The sequence below is a fragment of the Pseudomonas machongensis genome (assembly GCF_034961125.1).
GTDB lineage: Bacteria > Pseudomonadota > Gammaproteobacteria > Pseudomonadales > Pseudomonadaceae > Aquipseudomonas > Aquipseudomonas machongensis.
Genome location: NZ_JAYFUI010000083.1, coordinates 20,365 through 45,797, shown reverse-complemented (window position 1 = coordinate 45,797; position 25,433 = coordinate 20,365). Strand labels below are relative to the sequence as shown.

General features: G+C 61.1%; 24 protein-coding genes, 1 tRNA gene and 1 pseudogene. 16 read left to right on the top strand and 10 right to left on the bottom strand.

What is annotated here, in order from left to right:
- The 5 genes from VA602_RS08875 to VA602_RS08855 all read left to right on the top strand — a co-directional run.
- Positions 1-1,277, top strand: a 1,277-nt coding sequence (locus VA602_RS08875; RefSeq protein WP_323453029.1) for an ATP-binding cassette domain-containing protein, incomplete at its 5' end; no start/stop codon positions are given.
- Positions 1,277-1,864, top strand: a complete 588-nt coding sequence (locus VA602_RS08870; RefSeq protein ID WP_063542150.1) for a mechanosensitive ion channel domain-containing protein — start codon at positions 1,277-1,279, stop codon at positions 1,862-1,864. The genes VA602_RS08875 and VA602_RS08870, both read left to right, overlap by 1 nt.
- A 133-nt stretch (positions 1,865-1,997) precedes the next feature.
- Positions 1,998-2,630, top strand: coding sequence for a LysE family transporter (locus VA602_RS08865; RefSeq protein ID WP_054891623.1), 633 nt, complete (start codon positions 1,998-2,000; stop codon positions 2,628-2,630).
- A gap of 134 nt (positions 2,631-2,764) precedes the next feature.
- Entirely contained in the window at positions 2,765-3,007 is a 243-nt protein-coding gene (locus tag VA602_RS08860) for a DUF2789 domain-containing protein (RefSeq protein WP_054891624.1), read from the top strand.
- A 70-nt stretch (positions 3,008-3,077) separates the two neighbouring features.
- Positions 3,078-3,716, top strand: a complete 639-nt coding sequence (locus tag VA602_RS08855; RefSeq protein WP_054891625.1) for a hypothetical protein — start codon at positions 3,078-3,080, stop codon at positions 3,714-3,716.
- 8 nt (positions 3,717-3,724) lie between these two features.
- On the opposite strand, the gene VA602_RS08850 is transcribed toward VA602_RS08855, so the two are convergent.
- The 5 genes and pseudogenes from VA602_RS08850 to VA602_RS08830 all read right to left on the bottom strand — a co-directional run bounded on the left by VA602_RS08850 (position 3,725) and on the right by VA602_RS08830 (position 11,075).
- Complete coding sequence (locus tag VA602_RS08850; protein WP_063542152.1) at positions 3,725-4,162, bottom strand: CBS domain-containing protein; 438 nt, start codon at positions 4,160-4,162, stop codon at positions 3,725-3,727.
- A gap of 156 nt (positions 4,163-4,318) precedes the next feature.
- Positions 4,319-6,049, bottom strand: a complete 1,731-nt coding sequence (locus tag VA602_RS08845; protein WP_323453028.1) for a dipeptidase — start codon at positions 6,047-6,049, stop codon at positions 4,319-4,321.
- A gap of 291 nt (positions 6,050-6,340) precedes the next feature.
- Positions 6,341-8,992: an AAA family ATPase gene (locus VA602_RS08840; protein WP_323453027.1), complete on the bottom strand. Its 2,652-nt coding sequence runs from the start codon at positions 8,990-8,992 to the stop codon at positions 6,341-6,343.
- Positions 8,993-9,407: 415 nt separating this feature from the next.
- Positions 9,408-10,263, bottom strand: a pseudogene (locus VA602_RS08835) (IS5 family transposase).
- 92 nt (positions 10,264-10,355) lie between these two features.
- Positions 10,356-11,075: a hypothetical protein gene (locus tag VA602_RS08830; RefSeq protein ID WP_323453026.1), complete on the bottom strand. Its 720-nt coding sequence runs from the start codon at positions 11,073-11,075 to the stop codon at positions 10,356-10,358.
- Between the two features lie 426 nt (positions 11,076-11,501).
- On the opposite strand from VA602_RS08830, the gene VA602_RS26755 reads away from it, so the two are divergent.
- On the top strand, positions 11,502-11,849 hold the full coding sequence (locus VA602_RS26755) for a DUF4224 domain-containing protein (RefSeq protein WP_407682504.1): 348 nt from the start codon (positions 11,502-11,504) through the stop codon (positions 11,847-11,849).
- A 129-nt stretch (positions 11,850-11,978) separates the two neighbouring features.
- On the opposite strand, the gene VA602_RS08825 is transcribed toward VA602_RS26755, so the two are convergent.
- The 3 genes from VA602_RS08825 to VA602_RS08815 form a co-directional block, all read right to left on the bottom strand.
- A tRNA-Arg gene (locus VA602_RS08825) sits at positions 11,979-12,055 on the bottom strand.
- A 131-nt stretch (positions 12,056-12,186) separates the two neighbouring features.
- The gene (locus tag VA602_RS08820; RefSeq protein ID WP_153772492.1) at positions 12,187-12,432 is read right to left on the bottom strand and encodes a DUF3077 domain-containing protein; all 246 of its coding nucleotides are present in this window, start codon (positions 12,430-12,432) and stop codon (positions 12,187-12,189) included.
- 10 nt (positions 12,433-12,442) lie between these two features.
- Entirely contained in the window at positions 12,443-12,619 is a 177-nt protein-coding gene (locus VA602_RS08815) for a hypothetical protein (protein ID WP_407682503.1), read from the bottom strand.
- Positions 12,620-13,325: 706 nt separating this feature from the next.
- Here VA602_RS08815 and VA602_RS08810 point away from each other — a divergent pair.
- The 8 genes from VA602_RS08810 to VA602_RS08775 all read left to right on the top strand — a co-directional run bounded on the left by VA602_RS08810 (position 13,326) and on the right by VA602_RS08775 (position 20,617).
- Positions 13,326-14,075 (top strand): GntR family transcriptional regulator, encoded by a 750-nt coding sequence (locus VA602_RS08810; RefSeq protein WP_054891630.1) that lies wholly within the window; start codon positions 13,326-13,328, stop codon positions 14,073-14,075.
- Positions 14,072-15,796, top strand: coding sequence for a fumarate reductase/succinate dehydrogenase flavoprotein subunit (locus VA602_RS08805; RefSeq protein WP_323453025.1), 1,725 nt, complete (start codon positions 14,072-14,074; stop codon positions 15,794-15,796). Before VA602_RS08810 ends, VA602_RS08805 begins: the two co-directional genes overlap by 4 nt.
- A gap of 147 nt (positions 15,797-15,943) precedes the next feature.
- Positions 15,944-16,189: a 4Fe-4S dicluster domain-containing protein gene (locus VA602_RS08800; protein ID WP_008096634.1), complete on the top strand. Its 246-nt coding sequence runs from the start codon at positions 15,944-15,946 to the stop codon at positions 16,187-16,189.
- Between the two features lie 120 nt (positions 16,190-16,309).
- Positions 16,310-17,716 (top strand): ABC transporter substrate-binding protein, encoded by a 1,407-nt coding sequence (locus VA602_RS08795; protein ID WP_323453024.1) that lies wholly within the window; start codon positions 16,310-16,312, stop codon positions 17,714-17,716.
- 24 nt (positions 17,717-17,740) lie between these two features.
- Positions 17,741-18,523 carry an ABC transporter permease gene (locus VA602_RS08790; protein ID WP_065861707.1) on the top strand — a complete coding sequence of 261 codons (783 nt, stop codon included), beginning with the start codon at positions 17,741-17,743 and terminating at the stop codon, positions 18,521-18,523.
- Positions 18,523-19,380 (top strand): ABC transporter ATP-binding protein, encoded by an 858-nt coding sequence (locus tag VA602_RS08785; RefSeq protein ID WP_063542168.1) that lies wholly within the window; start codon positions 18,523-18,525, stop codon positions 19,378-19,380. The genes VA602_RS08790 and VA602_RS08785 overlap by 1 nt, the downstream gene beginning before the upstream one ends.
- Positions 19,377-20,342, top strand: coding sequence for a HEAT repeat domain-containing protein (locus VA602_RS08780; protein ID WP_323453023.1), 966 nt, complete (start codon positions 19,377-19,379; stop codon positions 20,340-20,342). The genes VA602_RS08785 and VA602_RS08780 overlap by 4 nt, the downstream gene beginning before the upstream one ends.
- Positions 20,342-20,617 (top strand): DUF971 domain-containing protein, encoded by a 276-nt coding sequence (locus VA602_RS08775; RefSeq protein WP_112897109.1) that lies wholly within the window; start codon positions 20,342-20,344, stop codon positions 20,615-20,617. The genes VA602_RS08780 and VA602_RS08775 overlap by 1 nt, the downstream gene beginning before the upstream one ends.
- 88 nt (positions 20,618-20,705) lie before the next feature.
- Here VA602_RS08775 and VA602_RS08770 read toward each other — a convergent pair whose 3' ends face one another.
- Together VA602_RS08770 and VA602_RS08765 are read right to left on the bottom strand one after the other, a co-directional pair.
- A complete protein-coding gene (locus VA602_RS08770; RefSeq protein WP_323453022.1) occupies positions 20,706-21,569 on the bottom strand; it encodes an ABC transporter ATP-binding protein in 864 nt (287 codons plus the stop codon).
- A complete protein-coding gene (locus VA602_RS08765) occupies positions 21,566-23,146 on the bottom strand; it encodes an ABC transporter permease (protein WP_323453021.1) in 1,581 nt (526 codons plus the stop codon). The genes VA602_RS08770 and VA602_RS08765 overlap by 4 nt, the downstream gene beginning before the upstream one ends.
- A gap of 298 nt (positions 23,147-23,444) precedes the next feature.
- Between VA602_RS08765 and VA602_RS08760 the strand changes: the two genes are divergently transcribed.
- Positions 23,445-24,485, top strand: a complete 1,041-nt coding sequence (locus VA602_RS08760) for an ABC transporter substrate-binding protein (RefSeq protein WP_323453020.1) — start codon at positions 23,445-23,447, stop codon at positions 24,483-24,485.
- Positions 24,486-24,506: 21 nt separating this feature from the next.
- A complete protein-coding gene (locus tag VA602_RS08755) occupies positions 24,507-25,412 on the top strand; it encodes a TauD/TfdA dioxygenase family protein (RefSeq protein WP_323453019.1) in 906 nt (301 codons plus the stop codon).
- Positions 25,413-25,433: the final 21 nt, after the last annotated feature.

Sequence of the window (25,433 nt, the reverse complement as noted above, 5' to 3'; positions counted from 1 at the left end):
TGGTCGACCATGTGCTGCATGTCGAACAGCGCAAGCTCAATCTCTACAAGGGCGGCTACAGCGCCTTCGAGCGCACCCGCGCCGAGCGTCTGGCGCAGCAGCAACAGGCTTACGAAAAGCAGCAGGCGCAGCGCGCGCACATGGAAAAGTACATCGCCCGCTTCAAGGCCCAGGCCACCAAGGCCCGCCAGGCGCAGAGCCGGATCAAGGCCCTGGAACGCATGGAGGAGCTGTCGGCGGCGCATGTCGACTCGCCGTTCGACTTCGTCTTCCGCGAAGCCCACAAGATCTCCAGCCCCCTGCTCGACCTCGCCGAGGGACGCCTGGGTTATGGCGACAAGACCATTCTCGAGAAGGTCAAGCTGCAACTCACCCCCGGTGCGCGCATCGGCCTGCTTGGCCCGAACGGTGCCGGCAAGTCCACCTTGATCAAGAACCTGGCCGGCGAACTCGAACCGCTGTCCGGGCGCCTGGCGCGTGGCGAGAACCTCGCTGTCGGCTACTTCGCCCAGCATCAGCTCGACTCGCTGGACGACAAGGCCAGCCCGCTGCTGCATCTGCAGCGCCTCGCCCCGGCAGAGCGCGAGCAGACTCTGCGCGACTTCCTCGGCGGCTTCGACTTCCGTGGCGATCGCATCGACGAGCCGGTGGTCAACTTCTCCGGTGGCGAGAAAGCCCGCCTGGCCCTGGCACTGATCGCCTGGGAGCGGCCGAACCTGCTGCTGCTCGACGAACCGACCAACCACCTCGATCTGGAGATGCGCCTGGCCCTGACCATGGCGTTGCAGGAGTTCGCCGGTGCCGTGGTGGTCGTGTCCCACGACCGTCACCTGCTCAAGAGCACCACCAACGACTTCCTGCTGGTGGCCGATGGCAAGGTCGACACCTTCGATGGCGACCTGGACGACTACAGCCGCTGGCTGATCGACTACCGCCAGCGCACCGCCCCGGTCAGCAACACGCCGGTCAACCCGGACAAGACCGACAAGAAGGCCCAGCGCCAGGCCGCCGCCGCCCTGCGTCAGCAACTGGCACCGCACAAGAAGGCCGCCGACAAGCTGGAGACCGAACTGGCCCAGGTGCACGCGCAACTGGCCGAGATCGAGACCGCGCTGGGCGACAGCGGCCTTTACGACGCCGCCCGCAAGGATGAGCTGCGCGACCTGTTGGCCCGCCAGACCAAGCTCAAGCAGCGCGAAGGCGAGCTTGAAGAGGCCTGGATGGAGGCGCTGGAAACGCTGGAAAGCATGCAGGCCGAGCTGGAGGCGCTGTCCTGATGGAGGCGCTGCGCTCGCTGTTGCCGGGGCAGTGGATGGATGCGTTCTGGCTGGGCTTGCAGATCCTGCTGATCCTGGCGCTGGCCTTCGTGCTGCAGCGCGTTGTCGCCCGCACCTTGAGCCGTCTTGGCCAGCGCTACCCGCTGCCGCCGGAGCTGCTGGTGCCGGTGCGCGGCGGTCTACGCTGGCTGATCATGGGCAGTGCGCTGCTGTTCGTGCTGGAGCGCATGGGGGTGTCGGCCACGGTGTTGTGGACGGCGCTGTCGGGCTTCGTCGCGGTCGCGGCGGTGGCGTTCTTCGCGATCTGGAGCGTGCTGTCGAACCTGCTGTGCGCGGTGCTGATATTCACCGTCGGGCCGTTTCGCATTGGCGACGTGGTCGAGCTGGTCGATACCCTCGACAAGCCGGGGGTGAAGGGACGGGTGATCGCCATCAACCTGCTGTACACCACGCTGATGGAAACGCCGGAGGCGGGTGGGGCGCTGGTGCAGGTGCCCAACAGTCAGTTCTTCCAGAAGTCGGTGCGGCGCTGGCGGGGGACTGAGGTGCAGGGCGCCAACAACGGTACATCGGCCGAGACCGATTGAACCTCTGCCGACCCTGTCGCGGGGCCGGCCAAAGCACAGAAAAAACCAAGGCCTCGCCACAAATTCCACTGGTTATTTTTTCACCAAAACCTTAGCTTAACGTTTTGCAACATTCGTTCGAGCGAGGTGTGTGATGTCGATGGAAACCTGGTTGGCCTTCTTTGCCGCGTGCTGGGTCATCAGCCTGTCGCCGGGGGCCGGGGCCATCGCCTCGATGTCCAGCGGCCTGCAATACGGTTTCTGGCGTGGCTACTGGAACGCCCTGGGCCTGCAACTGGGCCTGATCGTTCAGATCGCCATCATCGCCGCCGGTGTCGGCGCGATCCTCGCCGCATCGGCTACTGCCTTCCAGATCATCAAGTGGTTCGGTGTCGCCTACCTCGTGTACCTGGCGTACCGGCAATGGCGTGCACTGCCGATGGACATGAGCGAAGAGTCTGCCGTGCGTCCCATCGGCAAGCCATTGAGCCTGGTGTTCCGGGGCTTTCTGGTCAACGTCAGCAACCCCAAGGCGCTGGTGTTCATGCTCGCGGTGTTGCCGCAGTTCATCGACCCGCACCAGCCACTGCTGGCGCAATACCTGGCGATCACCGCGACCATGATCAGCGTCGACATGCTGGTGATGGCGGGTTATACCGGCTTGGCCTCGCGGGTGCTGCGCCTGTTGCGCACGCCGAAACAGCAGAAGCGCCTGAACCGTACCTTCGCGGGGCTGTTCATCGGTGCGGCGACCTTCCTCGCCACCTTGCGTCGCGCGCCGATCTGATCGTCCGGTCATGCCATGAAGGGGCCCACAGCGGCCCCTTTTTTCATGGTGCAGCGCATTCGATCGAGTCAGGGTGGGGTCTACGCTGTCTAGTGGTAGGCAATTCAAACCAGGCCAAGCCGGAGGCATGCACCATGGACGCACCGATTCATCCGTTCTCTGAAATCTTCAAGCAACTGGGCCTTGATGACGACCCGGTCGAGATCGACCGTTTCATCACTACCCACTCGCCGCTGGACGATGGCGTGAAACTGGTGGATGCGCCGTTCTGGAACGATTCCCAGCGCGCGTTCCTCAAGGAAAACTACATCGCCGATTCCGATTGGATAGTCATGATCGATCAACTGAACGAGGCGCTGCACCCACGCAAGCAATAAAGCGCCGAGCGGCACCTGATGGTTGATTTCAGCGTTGCTATGCTCAGGAAAACAAAAAGGGGATAGCGCGATGAAAGATCCCTACGCACCAGGCTTCTGGTGCACCGTGATGATCCTGGGCACCCTGACGGCTGGCTACTTCTACGGTATCCGGCACACCCATCAGATGAACCAGGCGGTGCAGTTTCTGTATGCCGCCGCTGCGGTCACCGCGGCGGTGGCGCTCTGCGGCCTGGCGTGGATCGCCTGGCAGCAGTTGCACCTGAACAAGCGTGAAGTGGCCCAGGGCCGAACGCTGGTGGCCATCTGGAACACCAAGGTCGCCCTGCGTCGGGTCGAAACGGTGTTCGACCGCTATTTCTGGGGCAGCTACTGGCATTCCGGACGCACCTTCGAAGAGGTCATGGGCGAGCTCAAGGGCACGCCGCTGGATCAGTGCCTGGATGCGCTCAAGCGCCAATGTCGAGCGCTGGACCGGGAGGTGCACGATCACCATCACCACTGGCTGGCCAATGCCCGCGACCTGTCGAGCGTGGCCACGGCCATGGCGCGCGAGCGCTATCAGCTCGACCTGTGCGACCCGCAGGGGCGTGACGGTGGTAATACCGCGGTGCTCAATCGTGACCTGGAGGTGTTGGTGTACACCTGGTCGGCGCGTCTGCGCAGCTTCGACCATCAGCTGGACGAGCTGGAGCGCGCCTACCACTGAACCGGCGGCTATTCGCCGCGGATGTACTGTTCCAGTTGCAGGATCAGGTTGGCCTGTTCTGCAATGGTTTCCTTGACCAGGTCGCCGATCGACAGCAGGCCCAGCAGTTGGCCATTATCGACCACCGGCAGGTGGCGCAGGTGACGGTTGGTCATCAGGTTCATGCAGTACTCGAGGTTCTGCTTGGGATCGACGGTGACCACCGGCGAACTCATGATCTCGCGTACGGGCGTGGCTGCCGACGAGCGGCCCTTGAGCACCAGCTTGCGCGCATAGTCGCGTTCGCTGACGATGCCCACCACTTGTTTGTTCTCCACCACGGGCAGTGCGCCGATGTTCTTTTCTGCCAGCAGCTTCAGCGCCTCGAGCACCGAGTCGTCAGGCCCTATGGTGTAGACGGTCTGGTGCTGGGACTTGGTCTTGAGAATCTGTTCGACGTTCTTCATGGGGGCCTCGTGGTTGGAAAAAGCGCTGTCCTGGATTAAATAAAGCATCCGGGACCGCGCTCTGCACGGCAATGCAGGAAACGGCATCGAGGCGATTGAAAAACGTCATTGGTCGCAGCGCACGAGGGCCGACGGGCGGCCCTCGCCGGGATTCGCTCAGAGCTTGGGCATCTGCCCGATCCGCGCGACCATCTCGCTGATCACCTGCAGGTCGAGCATGAACTGCTCCACAGTCTTGAACTCGTTGTCGTTGTGGCCGGTGTACTTCACGCCGGGCATCGACAGGCCGAACTGTACGCCGTTGGGCAAGTCGTGCACCGAGGTGGCGCCAGCAGAGGTGCCGAACTCATGGGGCAGGCCGAGGTTCTCGGTGGCCACATCCAGCAGCGCCTTGACCCACTCGCCTTCGGGGTTGCGGTACATCGGCTCGTCCAGGGTGTACTCGAAGGCCACCGAGGTGTGGCTGGTACGCGCCCAATCACCGAGCTTGTCAGCCAATTCGTCCTTGATCGTGTCGATCGGCTTGCCTTTCGGGATGCGCAGGTTCACCGCCAGCTTCAGGGCTTTTTGGTCCAGGCCGACGTAGGTCAGCGAGGCGGTCAGCGGCCCCATGAAATCGTCCTTGAAGCCGACCCCCAGTTTGTTACCCAGGTAGTCCAGCCCCCAGTTATCGGCGGCGTAGCGTGCGGCATCGGTGATGTGGTTGTGCTTGAGCGGCACGCGATCGCCCAGGCCGTTGAGGAAGTCGAGCATGCGTGCCACCGGGTTGACCCCTGACTGTGGCGAGGAGGAGTGCGCGGAGACGCCGGTCACGGTCAGGATCACCTGCTTGCCGGAGACCACGGTGTCGATCTTGAAGTCCTTGCCGTTGGCCTTGCGGTACTCGTTGCCAGCCTTTTTCAGACGCCGGGCCAGATCGGCCGGATGGTCACCGATCAGCGTCGCCACCGAGGTGGTGGGGATCTGGTTGGTGGCCAGGCCGCCAGTGAGGTTGATCACCTCGGCGCCCTTGCCTTCACCCGCGCGCTTGCTGAAGCTGGCCATGACGGTGCCATAGCCTTTCTCGGCGATCACCACCGGGTAGCCGCCGTCCAGCGCCAGGTTGTAGTCCGGCGTGGCGTTGCGGGCGAAGTAGTAGGGAATGGCGTCGCCGGAGGTTTCTTCGGTGGTATCCACCAACAGCTTGAACTGACGCGCCAGTGGCAGCTTCTCGTCCTTGGCGACCTTCAGTGCGTAGAGCGCGACGACGATGCCGTTCTTGTCATCCTCGGTGCCACGGCCGTACATGCGATCACCCACCAGGGTGACCTTGAACGGATCGAGGCGCGTGCCGTCTTCCAGCTTCCAGTTGTCCGGATTGACCGGCACCACGTCGGCGTGAGCATGGATGCCAATCACTTCTTTGCCTTCTCCGAGGGTGATCTCGTAGACGCGGTTGTCGATGTTGCGGAACTCAAGGCCGAAGCTTTCGGCCAGTGCCTTGATCTTGTCGGCGATCTTGTGGAATTCAGGGTTCTCGTGCTGTGGCAGACCCTCGACCTGGAAGGTCGGGATCTCTACCAGCTCGCGCAGGGTCTCGGTGGCGGCCTTGCCGTACTTGATGCGGGTGTACAGGCCCAGCAGGCGGTTGATTTCGTTCTGCTGCTCGGCGCCGAGCGGTTTGCCTGCCAGATAGGCCTTGAGGGTTTCGTCGAGCTTGTCGGCCTTGGCCAGTTCGCTGTTGGCCAGCTTGTCGATGAATTGCTTGAAGTCGGCCGGGTCGCTTCCATCGTAGGCCTTGAGGATGGCGGCAGACTGTTGCGGGCTGAGGTTGGCGTGGGCTGGGATGGTGAACAGCGCAAGGCTGGCGAGCATCACGGAGACGGCAGAAAGCTTGGGCAAGGGCATGGGTAAGCGCATTCCTTCGCGAAGGGTTTAAAAGGGATGTCCATTGGTAGGAAACATGCCCACGCTAACACCAATGGACGGTGTCGGGGGAGGGGCGGGACGCGACATGGCGCACAAACGAAAAAGCCCCGGGAGATTTCCCGGGGCTTTCGGAGATGGCGCACTCGGCGGGATTCGAACCGAATTTGTAACTACATGATTTTAAATATTTTTTGTATTCTTAGTGGATTCCGGGATGCACAAAGGGATACACCGATGCAGGATGAGCTGCATCGGTGGTTTGCTCATACGTTATCCAAAAGTGGTGGTCGGAGCTTGGGCCTGGGCTTTGAAGGCTTTCTCGGCAGCTTTCCTCCGAGTTGCAATGTCGCTGGCAAATGTTCTCAATGCATCAATGTGAGCCTTTATTTCCGCTGGTGCTGGCCTATTCTCTGAGAGAGCTCTCGATTTATCGTGACCGTACATCCAGCTACTAGATAGGGACATATTGATAGTTATCCGTGTAGCATCAGTAGGCTCTATTGTGATTTGGCCTATTCTCGTTGTTTGTACACTATTCCTTCCACGACTTACGATGTCAAAGAACAGATCCTGCTCAATTGAAGCCTCCCAAGCTTCTCGGAGTAGGCAATAGAGCATTGCCGATCTCTGGTTATATGTAGAGATGTCTGTTTCATACAAACCTTTGAAGGAATTTAACTCTTGCTCCAATTGTTGCGCTCTATTACCGGTGCTCATTCCTCGCCAAGGTGCTTCTACATGGCAAAAGCCAGAGTCCTTGCCATTTCTTCTGACCGTAAATGACGACACGGCAGGGCGTATGTTCTGGTCCAATGCCATTTCGTTACACTTACCATCGATTTCCATGATCAGTGCTAGGTCGTGAGTAAAAATTATCAATTGTCTAGATAGCGCTTCCTGGCATAAGCGCGAAGCAATTTTTTCTCGATAGACGTGATCAAGGGAGCTAACAGGGTCATCAAAAACTATGGGGGAACTATTTGCGAATGTTTTTATTTCCGCTAGGTAAGCAGCCAAGGAAACAACTTTTTGCTCCCCCTCGCTGAGAACTTTCCCCGGTTTTTGAGCGCCTATAGAGAAGCTGTGGGAGGTATCACTGTCTTTAACGATGGGGGATATTTCAACGTCAAGCTTAATCCCGAGTGCGCTTAGTTCTTTTTCGAAGTTTATAATAAATTCTGGTGTGACCAGCTGAGAGATTATTGATTTGGCTTTTCCGGAAAATCGAGTTTTTGTCTGTTTGAGGGAGTTGACAGCTGCTTCCACGTTTTTGTTATGTTTTAGGTTGTCTATGTAGGTGATGATTTTTTCGGATGCATCAGATACCAGTTTTTTATTGATCTTCTTTTTTAAATTTTCTTTATCTAGTGCATGCTTTTCAGGGGCAATGTTTTCTTGAAGTTCTTTCAGTTTGATTTGAATTTTTTCGGAAATGTTTTTCTCTATAGGCTCGCCGGAGATAGAAGTTCTGCTGTACGGCGCATCTGAGTTTTGGCTGGACTTAAAAAAATCTTGCCTGGTCTTCAGGGATCTAAAAACATCAGCCAGTCCAAAGTCTGAACCTAGCGCCTCCAACAGATCATTGCACAATGGCTCGTACGTTTCTGGCTCGGGCAACACTAGATCGAGGATTTCTTGTCTCTTGCTTTTTAGAGTGACGCAGGCTTGGTCGTAAGTTAGTTTGCTTTGATCTTGCATAAATTGTTCGAAGCGTTCGAGACGATCTTTTGCGTGGTCGTCTAGTGGCTGCATGCAAAGAACACATAACGAATCCTCGCTAGTGTTAGGAAATTCACTACTGATATACGCGTGAGAAGTGGAGAACTCTCGAGCTGCCTTGAAAAGTATTTTCCAAGGCTCGGAGTGAACCCCGTCTAATGGATCGGTTTTTTCTAGCGTAACCAGGGAAAGGTCATAAGCTTTTTTAGCAGCTATTTCAGCTGCCTCTAAACTTGTAATTTCTTCAGGCTTCGACTCGGTTAATATTTTGACAGCTGCGGTTATCTTTAGAATTGCTCGAGGTAGGCGTTCTGCTGATATTTTTGTTAATTTTTCTATGGTTTTTATAGTGGTACCATTTTCGTAGTCGGCAATGGTTTTTGTCAGGGTCGCTAAATCAGCTGCGTCTTGCTCGCTCCATGTGAGGCTTTTTTTTAGGTCGACGCTATTAGTTTTCTCTGAGAGACGATTTAGCCAGCTTTGTATTTCTATGTTGTCTTCCAGTCCACTGATAATCGGTTTTTTTACTTCTCGTAATTTTAGTTGAAATTTGTTTTTGACACTTTCTATTGTTTGCGATATGTAGTCAAAAATATCCGCCCCTCTGGGCTTGTAAGTTACACGGTTATTGCTATCAAGTAGCGTCTTTCCACAATCTGTGTCAAACACATTGATTGAAGATAGGTCGGTGTGATTCCTGCCAGGGGTCCAGATCCAACTTTCTCTGTTGCCGTTTTTCAAAAAGGTTATACGGGCTGACTGCTTGTTTGTTTTTGGTTTGTAAATGTTGCTTAGAAGGTTTGGCTCTATATGTTTTGCAAAACAGGCGTTTTTTAATATTCGGCTGTATCCTGATTTGCCTGAGCCATTTTCTCCATATATTAACGTGATGCCAGAGTGCCCAAAGGGTAACTTTGCTTCTTGGTGAATGGCATTAATGTTTTCTACAAGGTCTATGCTGCAAAGTTTAATGGGGTCATCAGTTTTTTCGGTTTCTAATCCGTCTAATTGATACGCAGGCGGAGAGCATTCCTTTACTTCGCTTTCGTCGTTAAGCCCGAAAGCGCAAAGTGCATTTGTCGCTATCTGAGTGAGCTGTTCCGGACTTAAAGAGGGGTCTTGCAAAAGGCGCCGAACAAGGTCCGCTTCCCATTCGGGCAGGTCTTTTGCCGCCCATTCAACAATCGCTTGATACGAGTTCATACACATTCCCTGTAGTGGCTTTTTGGTACGTTTTACGCGTAGCGAGGTCTGCCGTCTAGATGGCACGAGCCCGCTCAAGCCTAGCTAAGAACGCTTGCAAATATGCTCAGGAGTAGGTGGTGGAAGCCATTGTTACCGACCGGGTCTTTCTGGGCGTAATGAGGTACGGGCTGCAGGCGTTTGCAGGCAAGCAGCTCCTCAAAAAAGAGATCCTCAAGCCAGTAGGGCGTTCGAGTCCTATAGGTGCAGGGGGGGGGGCAGAAAAAGCGACACATTTAGACCGGGGGCGTGGCGGGGGGATGAGTGCGCGCGCCAGGATGAAGCGAACTTAGGCGAACGCGTTCTACTCGATGCCGGGTGGAAATCGGTGTTCACTCATGCTCTTTCCAGCTTTTGGGGGCCTCTTGCCATGCTATTAGGCTCTGTACGAAAAGAGATGTCGCAAACACCGCATGGAGCAAGCTAGTGAGACCATTGCGGCATAACTTTTCGCGAGCTTGTCGAAGCGGGTCACGATCCGGCGGTTCTCTTGCAGCCAGCCAAATATGCGCTCGATGATGTTGCGCTGTCGGTATTTGGGCCGGTCAAACAGACTTGGTAAGCCAGGCCTGGGCTTACGCTTCATCGAGCGCAGCGGGATGACGGGTTGCATTCGATATTGGTCGCAGTAGCGGCGTAGCGCTTCGGCATCGTAGCCCTTGTCGGCGAGCAGCCATTTGCAGCGCTTGCGCGGGCGGCCGCGTTGGCTCGATGGAATGCTGACCTCGTTCAACAGTGGTTGTGCGTAGCTGATGTCACTGGCTTGACCGCCAGAGAGGAGAAAGCGCAACGGCATCCCATTGGCATCGCAGAGCATGTGGATTTTGGTTGTCAGGCCGCCACGACTGTGGCCTAGAGCGTGATCGGCAGGCTCGCCAGGCCCCTTTTTCCCGGCGCCAGATGAGGCTCGGGTTGCGCGTACTGCGGTTGAGTCGATCGTTCAGGTTTGCAGATCGATCAAGCCCTGCTCATTCAATCTCAGGTGCAGGCGTTTTAGCATCTGCTCGAAAGTCTCTTGGTTTCGCCAGCCCCGAAACCGTTGATACACATGTTGACCATGGGCCGAAGCGCTCAGGCATATCTCGCCATGCAGCACCTGAGTAGAGCATCCACAGCACGCCATCGAGAATCAGTCGGTCGCTCAGTCGGGGCCGGCCTCGGCCATGGAGTTCGATTAAGAGATCGGAGACCACATCCCAGGCCTCGTCCGTGAGTTCGTAGCGCCTTGCCATCACAGAGGTCCTTTCCGTTAATGGCGCGTGACTCTACAAAATCTCAGCGCTGGAGGAGCGACGATTAGGTTTCTTGGGATTTCGTACAGAGCCTAGGAGCTAATGCCTGGAGTCGTGTTTTCGGTTAACTCCTGCGCCGTATTTGCGCGTGTCCTTTTGTCCTCAATTCGATTCAGGGCCTGCATAGCCTTTTGACGTTCCTGTGCGCGATCGTCAGAGGTGTAAACGTCTACTTTCAGGTGCTTGGAACGCACCATAGAGCTCAGGTTCTTTTCCATTCTTTCAAGGCTCCGCGCCATATCGACTACTGGATCTTGTCCGAGCTCGCTCACACCCTTGTAATCCGCCATGTTCAAGGTGTAGGAATTGGTCTCCCGGGGCCTTTCTTTGCTGCCGTGACGCCACGAGATAGTGACTTCGAACGACTTCCCTTCTAGTAGGGTTATGTCTGCCAGGTAGCTGCGTAGCTCTTGTCCCGGTTTCAGCACGCTCACCTGCTCAAACGGAATTTTCGCGCCCTGTCTTCGAGCCTCGCCATTCTCAAGCGGTGGATTGAAGCTAATCTTTATATCGTAGGCTGTCGCGTTTCCGGTGTTCTCCACAACGAGGTCGAAATGCTTAACCGACCAGCGGTTGCGGCTTAGGATCGCGACCACATGAGGCTGGTCTGCGGCCTCGACCATCCTGGTAGTCTCCTTGGCGAGCAGCTTGGTAACGCGCCAGAGGAAAATCGTGGCAATCGCGGTCACAACTGCCGCGAGCATGTTTCCTAGGGCGGGCGCGGTGGTTAGCCATAGTGTTTGATCAGACATGAGACTTTCCTGTGATAAGTCCGATGAAAAGCTCTCAGGGGCGGTGTTTCTGAAGGAATCCAAGCCCTTCATCGGAGACTCGGACGGTTGCCCAGTTACTAGCCATTTCAATTACTAAGATGCCGTCATTGCCATCACAATAGCCTTTCAGGTGATCTCGAAGCTCTGCCGCCGTTCGAGCGCTGTCCACCAGCCAAACCGATTCCAGAATTTTTGCTGCCTCTCCCAGGGAGGCTAGCCCCTTCCTTATCCTCTCGTAATCCCTGCCAGCTTGGTGCAGATCGTAAGACACAACGTACTGAGGCATATCCTTTCCCCTTGACCGAGTTGAGCCGAAAACAGCCGTGCCGACTGCTAATGCCAATATGCCACGTTGCGCTGTTGTGACTACAGCTCTCCTCGATAAACCTTCAAGATTTGGGGTTAATGGGCCGGTCCCCATCACAGCTTTCAATTCGAGGAATAACCATGCCGATTGAGTTTCTGACGCACGATCAGGTTTGCGAGCTCACAGGGGCGAAAACGAAGAAAGCCCAGATAGATAACCTGACGCGAAATAGCATTCGCCATTCGATAAAGGTCAGCGGCTGGCCTGCGTTACTGTTTCTGCAGTTGAGGGGTATGCGCTCCAGGATGATGAAGAACCCGCCACGCCGGAGTGGAGTCTTGATATCAGCAAAATCAGGTAGGACCGCCGCATGCGACCCTTTTCCGCTCAAATTGCCTGTTTTAGGGTGGGTATCCTCAGATGTGAGGGTACCTCCGTCGCGCTAGGTTTCCGCGTATCTCAAAACCTGGCGCGTCAGGCACAAAAAAGCCCCGAATGTCGGGGCTTTTTGCTGTCACGCTGCTGTCATGGTCAGGCCTGCTGTCAGCGTGAAACCACGGAAGTGGCGGAATTCATGGCGCACTCGGCGGGATTCGAACCCACGACCCCTGCCTTCGGAGGGCAGTACTCTATCCAGCTGAGCTACGAGTGCAACGCGGCGCAATGATACCCATCTGCGCCGGTGGCGTCCATCGCCTTGATCTGTGGCTGTTTTTCCCGGGGGACCGGCGCTGCCTGCTTCGCGGGCAAGCCCGCGAAGAGGTAATCAGAGTACTGAATGGCTCAATGCACGCTGTTGCGCGCAATCTCCAGATCATTCATCAACCCCTTGGCCAGGGCGCTGAGGTAGTGCAGTGCCGTTACAGCGGCAGGGCGCGCGTCTTCCTGGTCGCTCAGGTCACGGATGCAGCCGAGCACGACCGAGACTTCCTCCAGCACCCGTTCCAGCGGTACGCCGGGCTGCACCCTGAACATGTCCAGGAATGTGGCGATGCCGGCAGTGGTGTAGTGATTCGATTGATCGTCCATGGACATTCCCTCAGATCCGGTTCAAGGCATGTTCAACCAGTGCCCGCGCGGTTTCGGCGCTTTGGGCAGCGTTGGCCAGCATGTTCAGGCCGGGCGCTCCGGCGCAGGCGCGGCAATGCTCGTCGATGGTTTCGGCAACGCCGAGCAGCAGTGCGCTGGCGTGGGCCAGGGCGTCGGGGGCGATCATGTCGGTTTGGATGGAGAAGGCGGGATTGGTGATGAGGGTGAGGCGGGGTGGGTCGGGGACGCGTTTTTCATGGCTACAGCTCCGTCTTGTTAGAGCTGCCGCAGATCCGTGGCTAAACGAATAGGTGGCAGCTGTACGCGGGTTAGCCAACCGGGAAGACGGCACCCGGCGCACCCGAAGGTGCCCCACGCACAGCCGCCATGAAGCACCAGAGCAATGCTCTGGAATAGTGGAGGCGAGGTGCGACCGTCTTTGATCCGAGTGGCTAAACCCGATCGTTGATTTGGCAACGACCGGGCGAGCCTAGAGGGCGCTGCACGCCTCTCGCAATGGCTTGAGTGCGGCAAAAGTGTCTTTGGGAAATGGACTACGCGCAATGGGGAAAATCTGATGTAGGACTTGCCCAGGGCCAGGCTTCATTGTCGAAAAATGCAAAAGAAAGCTCGAAATTCCTTCTCGGATGACCGATTATCGCAGTACTACTCAGCCTCGTACGCAGCGATTAAGTTCGCTGGCCGTTGAGGTGAAAAAACCGGCCTCGAGCCGGTTTTTTCGTTTCTGGGGTGGAAAGTTTCGTGAGTCTTTCCAGCACATCACGATCCAAACTATCCATATGCCATATCGATATTTCCCCAGATCCCGCTTATACCCCTATCCTCTGGTCACAACTTGTTATAACAAGTCGACCGACTAGCGAAGAGACCCCATGGCCGAACTGCTCCCCCTGTCCCCGGTACCGCTCTACACCCAGCTCAAGGAACTGCTGCGCGAGCGCATCCTCGATGGCACCTACCCGCCGCACAGTCGCATGCCGTCGGAAAGCGAGCTGGGCAAGGCGTTCGGGGTCAGTCGTATCACCGTGCGCCAGGCGCTGGGTGATCTGCAGAAAGAGGGGCTGATCTTCAAGATCCATGGCAAGGGCACCTTCGTCGCCAAGCCCAAGGCGTTCCAGAACGTCAGCACCCTGCAGGGCCTGGCCGAGTCGATGACGCAGATGGGCTACGAAGTGCTCAACCGACTGCGCAGCTTTCGCCATGTGCCGGCCACTGCGCTGGTGGCGGCGCGCTTGCAGGTCGAGGAGGGCAGCCTGGTGACCGAGATTCGCCGGGTGCGGCTGATCAACCGCGAGCCGATCTCGCTGGAGCTGACCTGGCTGCCCAAGCATGTCGGCGAGAAGCTGGAAAAGGCCGACCTGGTCACCCGCGACATCTTCCTGCTGCTGGAAAACGACTGTGGAATCGCCCTGGGCCATGCCGACCTTGCCATCGACGCGGTACTCGCCGACAGCGACCTGACCCAGGCGCTGGAAGTGGAAGAGGGCTCGCCGATCATGCGCATCGAGCGCCTGACCCACGCCGCCGATGGCACGCCGCTGGACTTCGAACACCTCTATTACCGCGGCGATGCCTTCCAGTACCGCCTGCGCATCGACCGCCAGAAAGGGGGCAAGGCATGAGCATCCAGACCCAGGACTACGACATCATCGTCATCGGCGGCGGCACCGCCGGGCCGATGGCGGCGATCAAGGCCAAGGAGCACGACAAGCGCTTGCGCGTGCTGTTGCTCGACAAGGCCAACGTCAAGCGCAGTGGCGCCATCAGCATGGGCATGGATGGGCTGAACAACGCGATCATTCCCGGCCACGCCACCCCTGAGCAGTACACCAAGGAAATCACCGTCGCCAACGATGGCATCGTCAACCAGGCCACGGTGCACGCCTACGCCACCAAGAGCTTCGAGACCATCGAGCAGCTCGACCGCTGGGGCGTGAAGTTCGAGAAGGACGAGACCGGCGACTACGCGGTGAAGAAGGTCCACCACATGGGCGCCTACGTGCTGCCGATGCCCGAGGGCCACGACATCAAGAAGGTGCTGTACCGCCAGCTCAAGCGCGCCCGCGTGGAGATCAGCAACCGCATGGTCTGCACCCGCGTGCTGCTTGACGCTGAAGGTGCTGCGGCCGGGGTGCTGGGCTTCGATTGCCGCAGCGGTGAATTCCGCGTGGTCCGTGCCAAGGCGGTGATCCTCGCCTGCGGCGCGGCCGGGCGCCTCGGGCTGCCCTCGTCGGGCTACCTGATGGGCACCTACGAGAACCCGACCAACGCCGGCGACGGCTATGCCATGGCCTATCACGCCGGTGCTGAGCTGGCGAATCTCGAGTGCTTCCAGATCAACCCGCTGATCAAGGACTACAACGGCCCGGCCTGCGCCTACGTCACCGGCCCCCTGGGCGGCTACACCGCCAACAGCAAGGGCGAGCGCTTCATCGAATGCGACTACTGGAGCGGGCAGATGATGTGGGAGTTCCACCAGGAGCTCGAAGGCGGCAACGGCCCGGTATTCCTCAAGCTCGATCACCTGGCCGAGGAAACCATCCAGAACATCGAAGAGATCCTGCACAGCAACGAGCGCCCCAGCCGTGGCCAGTTCCACGCCGGGCGCGGCACCGACTACCGCCAGCACATGGTCGAGATGCACATCTCCGAAATTGGTTTCTGCTCCGGGCATTCGGCCTCGGGGGTGTGGGTCAACGAGAAGGCCGAGACCAGCGTCAAGGGCCTGTATGCCGCCGGTGACATGGCTGCGGTGCCGCACAACTACATGCTCGGTGCCTTCACCTACGGCTGGTTCGCCGGGATCAATGCCGCGCGTTACGTGGCCGGGCGCGAGCTGGCCGAGGTCGATGTGGCCCAGGTCGAGCGCGAGCAGGCGCGGGTGTTCGCGCCGCTGCAGCGCGAGCACGGCCTGCCGCCGGCGCAGGTCGAGTACAAACTGCGGCGCATGGTCAACGACTACCTGCAGCCGCCGAAAGTGACCAAGAAAATGGAGATCGGCCTGAGCCGTTTCGCCGAGATCGAGAGCGACCTCGAGCAGATGAAGGCCAGCAACCCCCATGAACTGATGCGAGCCATGGAAGTGAGCGTGATCCGCGACTGCGCCGAGATGGCGGCGCGGGCCTCGTTGTTCCGCCAGGAGAGCCGCTGGGGGCTGTACCACCACCGGGTCGATTTCCCCGAGCGCAACGATGCCGAGTGGTTCTGCCACTGCCATCTGAAGAAGGGTGAGGACGGCGAGATGACCAGCTTCAAGAAGCCGGTTGAGCCGTACCTGATTGCCCTGGATGCCGACGAACAGAGCGCCTACGACCGACTGCGGGTAAAAGCCGATGCCGCTTAGAGCGCCGCAACACCCTGTAGGAGCGGGCTTGCCCGCGAACCAGGGCGAAGCCCTGGCCATACACCGCAGTGGCTTCTTCGCGGTCAGGCCCGCTCCCACAGCACCGTTACAGAGATAGAGGGCTCAAGGCCCCAAGGACCCCGTGAAATGGCCTACCAACCCCAGGAAATCTTCTTTCGCAGCAGCGCCCCGGTCACCATCGACGAAGACAAGTGCATCGCCGAAAAAGGCTGCACCGTCTGCGTCGAGGTGTGCCCGATGGACCTCTTGGCCATCAACCCAGCCACGCAGAAGGCCTACATGGCCTTCGACGAGTGCTGGTACTGCATGCCCTGCGAAAAAGACTGCCCGACCGGCGCCGTGAAGGTGGATATCCCCTACCTGCTGCGCTGAAAACACCCCCGCCATCCGGCGAACCACCGGACGCCCACACCGCAAGCCCCTCGTTTCCCACCACCCAAGCCTGGTGGCGGAGACGATTCCAATACCTAGACGATTCGAGGGGAAACACCCATGCGCCTTGCAGCAACCGTGGCCGGCCTCGCGCTGGCGATCACTGGCCTGAACGCCAGCGCCGAAACCATCCGTGTGGCCATCGGCACCCAGGACACCACCATCAACTGCGCCACAGGCGGCCTGCTGATCCGTGAGCTGGGCCTGTTGGAGAAGTACCTGCCCCACGACGGCAAGTACAAGGACGCGACCTACCAGGTCGAGTGGAAGAACTTCACCAGCGGCGCGCCGCTGACCAACGAAATGGTCGCCGGCAAGCTCGACTTCGGCGCCATGGCCGACTTCCCCGGCTCGTTCAACGGTGTCGCCCACCTCGATGCCGGCAAGCGCAGCCTGTTCATCAGCGTGCTGTCGGGCAGCGTGCATGGCAGCGGCAACGGCATCGTGGTGCCCGCCGCCTCCAGCGTGCAGTCGCTGGCCGAACTCAAGGGCCAGACCATCTCCGTGCCCTTCGCCTCCACCGCCCACGGCATGCTGCTGCGCGCCATCGCCGCCCAGGGCTGGGACCCGCAGAAGGATGTGCGGATCATTGCCCAGGCCCCGGAAATTGCAGGTTCTGCCTTGCGCAGCAACCGCATCGAGGCCCACGCCGATTTCGTGCCCTTCGCCGAGCTGTTCCCCAACCGCGGCTTCGCTCGCAAGATCTACGACGGCTCCCAGGCCAACGCGCCGACCTTCCACGGTGCGCTGGTCGATGCGGATTATGCGAAGAAATACCCGGAGGTGGTCACCGCCTACCTGCGCGCCAGCCTTGAAGCCGATCGCCTGATCGCGGCCGAACCTGAAAAATACAGCGAGCTGATCGAGAAGGTCACCGGCATCGAGGCCGAGGTCAATTACCTGTTCCACGGCCCCCTCGGCCTGCAGACCCGCGATCTGACCTGGAAGCCCGAGTATCGCCAGGCCGTCGCCACCTCGATCGACACCCTCAAGCTGCTGAAAAAGACCGATCGCGGCCTGGACACCGACCGCTTCATCGACGACCAGTACATCCGCGCCGCCTTCAAGCAGGCCGGCCTGGACTACGACAAGGCGCTCAAGAACTACGCCCCGCTGCCGCTCAAGGCCAACGATGCAGCGAGCGGCAAGCCGATCACCGACTTCAGCCGCCTGGCGCAGATCTGGGTGCGCGGCGAGGACAAGGTCCGTCATTACGCCTCGCCGGAAGCCGCCCTTACCGCCCTCGCCCAGCTCGAGCAGGAGGGCAAGGATATCCGCGCGATCTACGCTCAGGCCGCCGACAGTGGCATCAAGCTGCTGGCCAACCAGGCGTGGTTCGTGCGCAACGCCAAGGGCGAGCTGTCAGCCTTCCTGCTCAAGGACCAGGCCGAGCAGTACGCCAAGGCCCACGGCGGCGAAGCGCTGGACTTCGGTGACGCCAACCGCAAGCTCATCGCTCAGCGCTGAGTGAATGGAGCCGGGAGAATCCACATGAGCCGTTCCCTCGCGCGCTGGCCGTTGCGCCTGGCTTCGTTGCTGGCCTGCCTGCTGTTCTGGCAGGTGGCGGCCAGCCACAAGCTGAACTTCGGCCTGTTCACCTTCACCTATGTGCCGACGCCCGGCGCGGTGCTCGATGCGGCCTGGCAGCTGCTGGCCTCCAATGCGCTGCTGGCGCACCTGGGTAGCAGCCTGTCGCGGGTATTCGCTGGCTATCTGGCCGCAGCAGTGCTGGGGGTGGTGTTGGGGCTGTTGATCGGTCGCTCGAAATGGGCCGAAGACACCCTGCTACCGCCGCTGGAAGTGCTGCGGCCGATCCCGGCGGTGGCGTGGATTCCCCTGGCGATCCTGATGTTTCCGTCCTCGGAGCTGTCGATGGTGTTCATCACCTTCACCGGCGCGTTGTTCCCGATCCTGCTCAACACCGTGCATGGCGTCGAGGCGGTCGACCCACGGCTGGTCGCCTCGGCGCGCAGCCTGGGGGCAGGGCGCTGGGCGATCCTGCGGGAAGTGGTGCTGCCTGGTGCATTGCCAAGCATCGTCACGGGCCTGGCCATCGGCATGGGCACCTCGTGGTTCTGCCTGGTGACCGCCGAGATGATCTCCGGGCAGTTCGGCATTGGTTACTACACCTGGGAGTCCTACACCTTGCAGAACTACCCGGACATCATCGTCGGGATGTTGCTGATCGGCCTGTTGGGCATGGGCAGTAGTGCCCTGGTCAAGCGCCTCGGTGCGCTGGCCACGCCCTGGTACCGCGCGCGGAGGAGTTCGTGATGGGCCGTTATCAACAGGCGCCAACGCCGGGGCGTATCGAGGCGCAGGGCGTGTCGATACGTCTGGGGCAGGGCCGCGAGGCGTTCGAGGCCGTGCAGGCGCTGGACTTTGCCATCGCCCCGGGCGAATTCGTGTGCATCCTTGGCCCCTCCGGGTGTGGCAAGTCCACCCTGCTCGGTGCCCTGGCCGGCCACCTGATGCCGGCCGGCGGCCAGTTGCACGTCGATGGCCAGCCCATCGACGGCCCGTCGCCCGAGCGCGGCATGGTGTTCCAGCACCATACCCTGCTGCCCTGGCGCAGCGTGCTCGACAACGTCGCTTTCGGCCTGAAGATGCAGGGGGTGGCCAAGCCCGAACGCCAGCGCCGCGCCCATGAAATGCTTCAACTCGTGGGGCTTGCCGACTTCGCCGAGCGTTGGCCCAGCCAGTTGTCTGGCGGCATGCAGCAACGGGCCGAGATCGCCCGGGTGCTGATCAATCATCCGCGCCTGCTGTTGATGGACGAACCCTTCGGTGCCCTCGACGCACAGACCCGCTCGCGCATGCAGGAGTTGCTGCTGGATATCTGGACGCGCATCCGCACCACCGTGGTGTTCGTTACCCACGATATCGACGAAGCGCTGTTCCTGGCCGACCGCATCCTGGTGATGAGCCCGCGCCCCGGGCGCTTCATCGAAGACCTGCGGCTGGACTTCGCCCGCCCGCGTCGCGCGAGCCTGCTGACCAGCCCGGCGTTCACCCACCTCAAGCGTCACTGCCTGGCGCTGCTGCGCCATGAAGAAGGCCGCGAACTGCCGCGCCTGACACCGTTGGGCCTGCCCGACACCGACCCTCCTGCGCTACGGATCGCCCTATGACTGATCGAATCACCGACAACCCCGATATCCTCGACCTGCTGCCACGCTTGGGCGATGGCGACGCTGGTGTACGGCGCATCGCGCTGATCGAGCTGGCCGATCTCGAAGACCCCGAAAGCCTGCCTTGGCTGACCGATGCGCTGCTGGTCGACACCCACGCCGAAGTGCGCGCCGAGGCCGCGCGCCTGCTGGAGGCCTGGGAGGAACCCGAAGTGGTGCAGGCCCTGTGTGCGGCGTTGGCCGATGCCGCCGAACCCGTGCGCCTGGCGGCGGCGCAGAGCCTGAGTGAGCTTAAGAGCTGGGAGGCAGGGCTGTTGATCTTGCCGTGGGTCAATCACGCCGAGCCTTTCGTGCGTGCCAGTGCCCTGCGCGCCCTGCGCGAGTTGCGCCTGGAAGAAGCCGCCGCACCTGCGTTGCTGGCGCTGGGCGATGGCGAGGCAGCGGTGCGCCGTGAGGCGGTGGGGATTCTTGGCTGGCTCAAGCATGAGCCGGCCTTGCCGGCCTTGGCGCGGCTGGCTGGTGAAGAGGTGGATACCGACGTGCGCCGTGCGGCCATCGGCGCACTGGGCCTAGCCCGCGACGGCAGTGTATTGCCGGCGTTGATTGCCGCGCTGGGCGACCCCGCCTGGCAGGTGCGCGAAGAAGCCGCCACGACCTTGGGCAAGGTGGGCGAGGCGGAGGCGGGCAATGCACTGATTGCCGCGTTGAATGACAGCTATTGGCAAGTGCGTCTGCGGGCCGCCCGAGCGCTTGGCCGCCTGCGCCACCGCCCAGCGCTGGACGGCTTGGCCGTGCTGCTCGGCCATGGCATCGCCAACCTGCGCAAGGAGGCAGCCCTGGCCCTGGGCGAGCTGGGCGATGCGCGGGCTTTGGCGGTGCTGCGGGGGGGCGAAGACGACAGCGACCCCGAAGTGCGCAAGGCAATACGTATCGCCCTGGCGCAGTTGCAGGGTGTGGCGTGATGGATGTGCCCAGTGGCGTGTCGAACCAGCGCAGCGAGGGCGAGCTGGCGCTGCAATGGGGCGAGGTGCGCCAGGTGATCAGCCATGCTCGCCTGCGCGGTGCCTGCCCTTGCTCGCAGTGCCGTGCGGCGCGATTGCGCGGGGGTATCAGCCTGGTGGTGGAAGGTGTGCGGATAGAGCGCATCGAGCTGCAGGGATATGGCCTGCAACTGATGTTCAGCGATGGGCATGATCGAGGGATCTATCCCTGGGCGTATTTGCGCGAGCTGCAGTGACCGGGCAGGCTCCTTCGCGGGCAAGCCTGCACCCACAGAAGTTGCACGCGAACCCAAGCCTCCAGGAGCAGGCTTACCCGCGAAGCACTCACAGCGCAATCAGCTCCGGCCGCAACCCCTCCACCCGGCTCGGCGCGGGCCTCAGGTGGTCACCCGCTCCGGTGATCTGCTGCAGCACCTTTTCGCGCAGGCCGTGCAAGGCCACGCCCGTGCGCAAGCGCGGATGCGGCAGCTCGATCTCGACCACCGCCTTGATCCGCCCTGGGCGTGGCTCCAGCACCACCACTCGGTCTGCCAGATACGTGGCTTCTTCGGCATCATGGGTGACCAGCAAGATAGTCACCCCCGACCGTTCGCGAATCGCCAGCAATTCGTCCTGCAACTGCTGCCGGGTCAAGGCATCCAGTGCGCCGAAGGGCTCGTCCAGCAGCAGGATGCGCGGGCTTGCCACCAGCAAGCGGGCGATCGCCACGCGCTGTGCCATGCCTCCGGAAAGCTGGTGCGGATAGGCCGACTCGAACCCCGTCAGCCCCACCAGTTGCACGAACTCATGCACCTTGCGCGCTCGCTCGCCCTGGGTGAGCGGGTCGTTGACCAGGCCCAGGGCGATGTTCTGCTCGACCGTCAGCCAAGGGAACAGGCGATGCTCCTGGAACACGATGCCGCGTTCGCCGCCGATGCCGGTCACCGGCTGGCCGTCGATGCGGATGCTGCCGTTGAAGTCGGTGTCCAGCCCCACCAGCAGGCGCAACAGGGTGGACTTGCCGCAGCCCGAGGCGCCCACGATGGCGATGAATTCACCTTCGTTGATCGACAGGTCGAAGCCGCGAATGGCCTCGAACGGTTGGCCGTCGACGCTGAAGGTCTTACCGACGTTTTCGAAGCTGACCAGCGGCGGGGTGGCGTCGGGTTGATTGGCGGCGTGCAGGGCCGAGGTGTTGAAGGCGTTCATGCGGTTCTCCAGCGCGTGGCGCGCGATTCGAGGCGTTGTCCGAGGTTGCCGAGCAGGGCACCGACCAGGCCGATCAGCACCATCGCGGCCATCACCTGGTCCATGCGAAACAGCTGTTGAGCGCCCAGCATCAGGCTGGCGATACCGCCGTCCGAAGGCATGAAGTATTCCGCGCCGATGGTGCCCAGCCAGGCGTAGATCAACGACAGGCGCAGGCCGGCGAAAATAGCCGGGGCGGCGCCGGGCAACACCAGCAGGCGCAGGCGATGGGGCAGGTCCAGGCGCAGTGTGCGTGCCGCTTCCCCAAGCTGCGGCGACAGGCTGGCTATGCCACGCTGGGTGGCGATCAGCAACGGGAAGAACGCTGCCAGCCCGACGAACACCAGCTTCGACCCTTCACCCAGGCCGAACCAGGCGGTCAGCAGCGGCACCCAGGCGAACAGCGCGACCTGGCGCAGCGCCGACAGGCTTGGCCCGAACAGGCGCTCGCCGGTGCGCGACAATCCCAGCACCAGGCCCACGGCAAAGCCTGCGCCACCGCCGAGCAGCAGGCCGAGCAGGGTGCGCTGCAGGCTGCGCGCCATGGCGTCGGGGAGCGAGCCATCGAACAGGCCGCCAATCAGGCTGCGCAGCACCTCGAGCGGTGAGGTGAGGATATTGCCGTCGACCCAACCGAAACTGTTGCTGGCCTGCCACAACGCCAGCAACGCCAGCGGCAGCAGCCATCCCTGCCAGGCGCGCGAGGTATCACGCAAGCGTTGTTCGCCGGTCGCCGATTGCGGCCAGTACAGCAATCGGCGCTCCAGGCGCGAGAAGCCGTGTTCCATGCCGGCCCCGACCACACCGATCAGCAGGATGCAGAGAAACACCAGGTCGAGCATGAACAACTGCCGGCCCCAGACCATCAGGTAACCGATGCCTTCACTGGAGGCCAGCAGTTCCACTGCCAGCAATGAGGTCCAGCCGGTTGCCAGGCCCAGGCGCACGCCGGCCAGGAACGCGGGCAGGGCGGCGGGTAGCAACAGGCGCAGGAACAACAGGTGTGGCGGCAGGCGCAGCACGGCGGCGGCCTCGCGCAGCCGGGGCTGGGCGTCGCGTATACCGACCAGTGTGTGCAGGGTGACCGGTACCACCACGGCCTTGACCAGCACCACCAGCTTGAGCCATTCGCCGATGCCGAAGAAAAGCATGAACAGCGGGATCCAGGCCAGTGTCGGGATCTGCGCGAGGGCGATGAAGGTGGGTAGCACCAGGGTTTGGGCGCGGCGAGAGCTGCCCAGCCAGGTGCCGAGCAACAGGCCGCTGACGATCCCGGCGAGCAGACCCCAGAGCAGGCGCTGCAGGCTTATCCACAGGTGGCCCCAGAGCTCGCCCGAGCCGTACTCCAGAGCCGTCTGCCAGACCAATGACGGAGCCGGCAGGATCTGCTCGCTCATCCAGTGCCGCTGGCTGGCCACCCACCACAAAAGCGCCACGGCGACCGGGATCACCCAGGGGATCGCCTTGTCTGCCCAGCCGCGCCTCGCGAAGGATACCCGCCAACCGCCCTGGCTCAACGCTGTCGTGCTCTCGCTCATCGATCCCTCTCTTGAAGCGTTTCAAGCTTATGCGCTAAAGGAATAAAAAACATTCAATGCCAATATCAAAGAAATAAGAGCATGCATCCTGTGCATCGGGAAGCCCCCGGACATTGCGTTTTGCTCATATTTGCGATGCGTCCTGCGCAAGCCGGGCGCAGAGCCGCGTCTTTGCTCATTTATAGCTTTCGGTTACTTGAGCATGAGTTTTCGGTCTTTGCCGATTCTAAGCGGGGCGGCCTAGCGTTTGGCCAACGCGCCGGTCATCGCCGGCGGCAGCCTGCCAAGGAGCCATGCCATGAAAACCCCGTTCCGCCACCTATTGCTCGCCGCGCTGTGCAGCGTCCTGCCGCTGGCCGCTCAGGCCGCTGACAGCGCCAAGCCCGAGGTCATCCGTATCGCCGTGCCTGACCTGAGCGCTGGCAGCAAACCCAGCGCCGGGGGCGTGGTCGATGTGCTGCGTGATCAGCAACTGCTGGAAAAAGCCTTCGCCCAGGATGGCATCCGCATCGACTGGCGCTTCTTCAAGGGTGCCGGGCCTGCAGTCAACGAAGCTCTGGCCAACGGCCAGGCAGACTTCGCCTACCTGGGCGACCTGGCCGCGATCATCGGCAAGTCCAGCGGCCTGGACACCCATGTGCTGGCGGCCGGGGTGCGTGGGGTGAAGAGCTACCTGGGGGTGGTGCCGGGCTCCGGCATCCACAGTCTGGAGGATCTGAAGGGCAAGCGCGTGGCAGTGTTCCGTGGCACCGCCAACCAGCTGTCGTTTGCCAGCGCCCTGGCCAGCCAGGGCCTCTCGGAGCGCGACCTGAAAGTCATCAACCTGGACTTCAACGCGTCCAACGCGGCGCTCGCCGCCAAGCAGATCGACGCCACCTGGGGCCTGTCGAACCTGCTGTCGCTGCGTGACCGCGGGCTGGTCGAGCTGCCGGTCAACTCGCGCGACCTCAAAGGCGCTGGCAGTACCCAGTCGGTACTGGTAGGCACGGGCGAGTTCATCCGCCAGCACCCGGACCTGGTCCAGCGCCTGGTCAGCACCCAGCAGCAGGCGGTGAACTGGCTGCGTGACGAGCGCAACCGCGAGGCGTACCTGGATCTGGTGTCGAGCACCGCCAACTGGCCGCGCAGCGTGCTCAGCGATGACCTGGCCCAGGAAAATCTCGCCCACTATTTCGATCCGCGCCTGGATGGCGAATTCGTCGGCCTGCTGCAGCAGGGCGTCGACCTGGCCGCCAAGGAGCGCCTGATTCGCCGCAGCTTCCAGGTATCCGACTGGATCGACCCCCGTTTCATCGATACCGCCCTGCAACAGGAACAGGCCGTCCAGGCCGCCCGCTGAATCCATCGTAAGGAGCACGACATGAGCAACGCCGCATTGGCCGCCGCGCCACAAGCCCTGGAACTCGATATCCATCCGGTCGCCGGCCGCATCGGTGCCGAAATCCGCAACCTGAAGCTGTCCGCTGATCTGGACACTGCCACCGTCGACGCCCTCCAGGCGGCGCTGGTGCGGTACAAGGTGATCTTCTTCCGTAACCAGACCCACCTCGACGACCAGGGCCAGGAAGCCTTCGCCAAGCGGCTCGGCGAGCCAATCGCCCACCCCACCGTGCCGGTGGTCGATGGCACCCGCTACCTGTTGCAGCTCGACGGTGCCGAGGGCCAGCGCGCCAACTCCTGGCACACCGACGTGACCTTCGTCGACGCCTACCCCAAGGCGTCGATCCTGCGCAGCGTGGTGGCGCCAGCCTCCGGTGGCGACACGGTCTGGGCCAACACCGCGAGCGCCTATCAAGAGCTGCCTGAACCACTGCGCGAGCTGGCCGACAAGCTCTGGGCCGTGCACAGCAACGAGTACGACTATGCCGGCGCCAAGCCGGATGTGGACCCCGAGCGGCTGGAGCGCTACCGCAAGGTGTTCACCTCGACCGTGTACGAGACCGAGCATCCGCTGGTGCGCGTGCACCCGATCAGCGGTGAACGGGTGTTGCAGTTGGGGCACTTCGTCAAGCGCATCAAGGGGTATTCACAGGCGGATTCGAACCACCTGTTCAGCTTGCTGCAGGGGCATGTGACGCGCCTCGAGAACACCGTGCGCTGGCGCTGGCAGGCGGGGGACGTGGCGATCTGGGACAACCGGGCGACGCAGCACTATGCGGTGGACGACTACGGCACCCAGCCGCGGGTCGTGCGGCGGGTGACCTTGGCCGGTGAAGTGCCGGTGGGGGTGGATGGGCAGTTGAGCCGGACTACGCGCAAGGGGTGATCCTGTAGCGGGTGTGTGGGC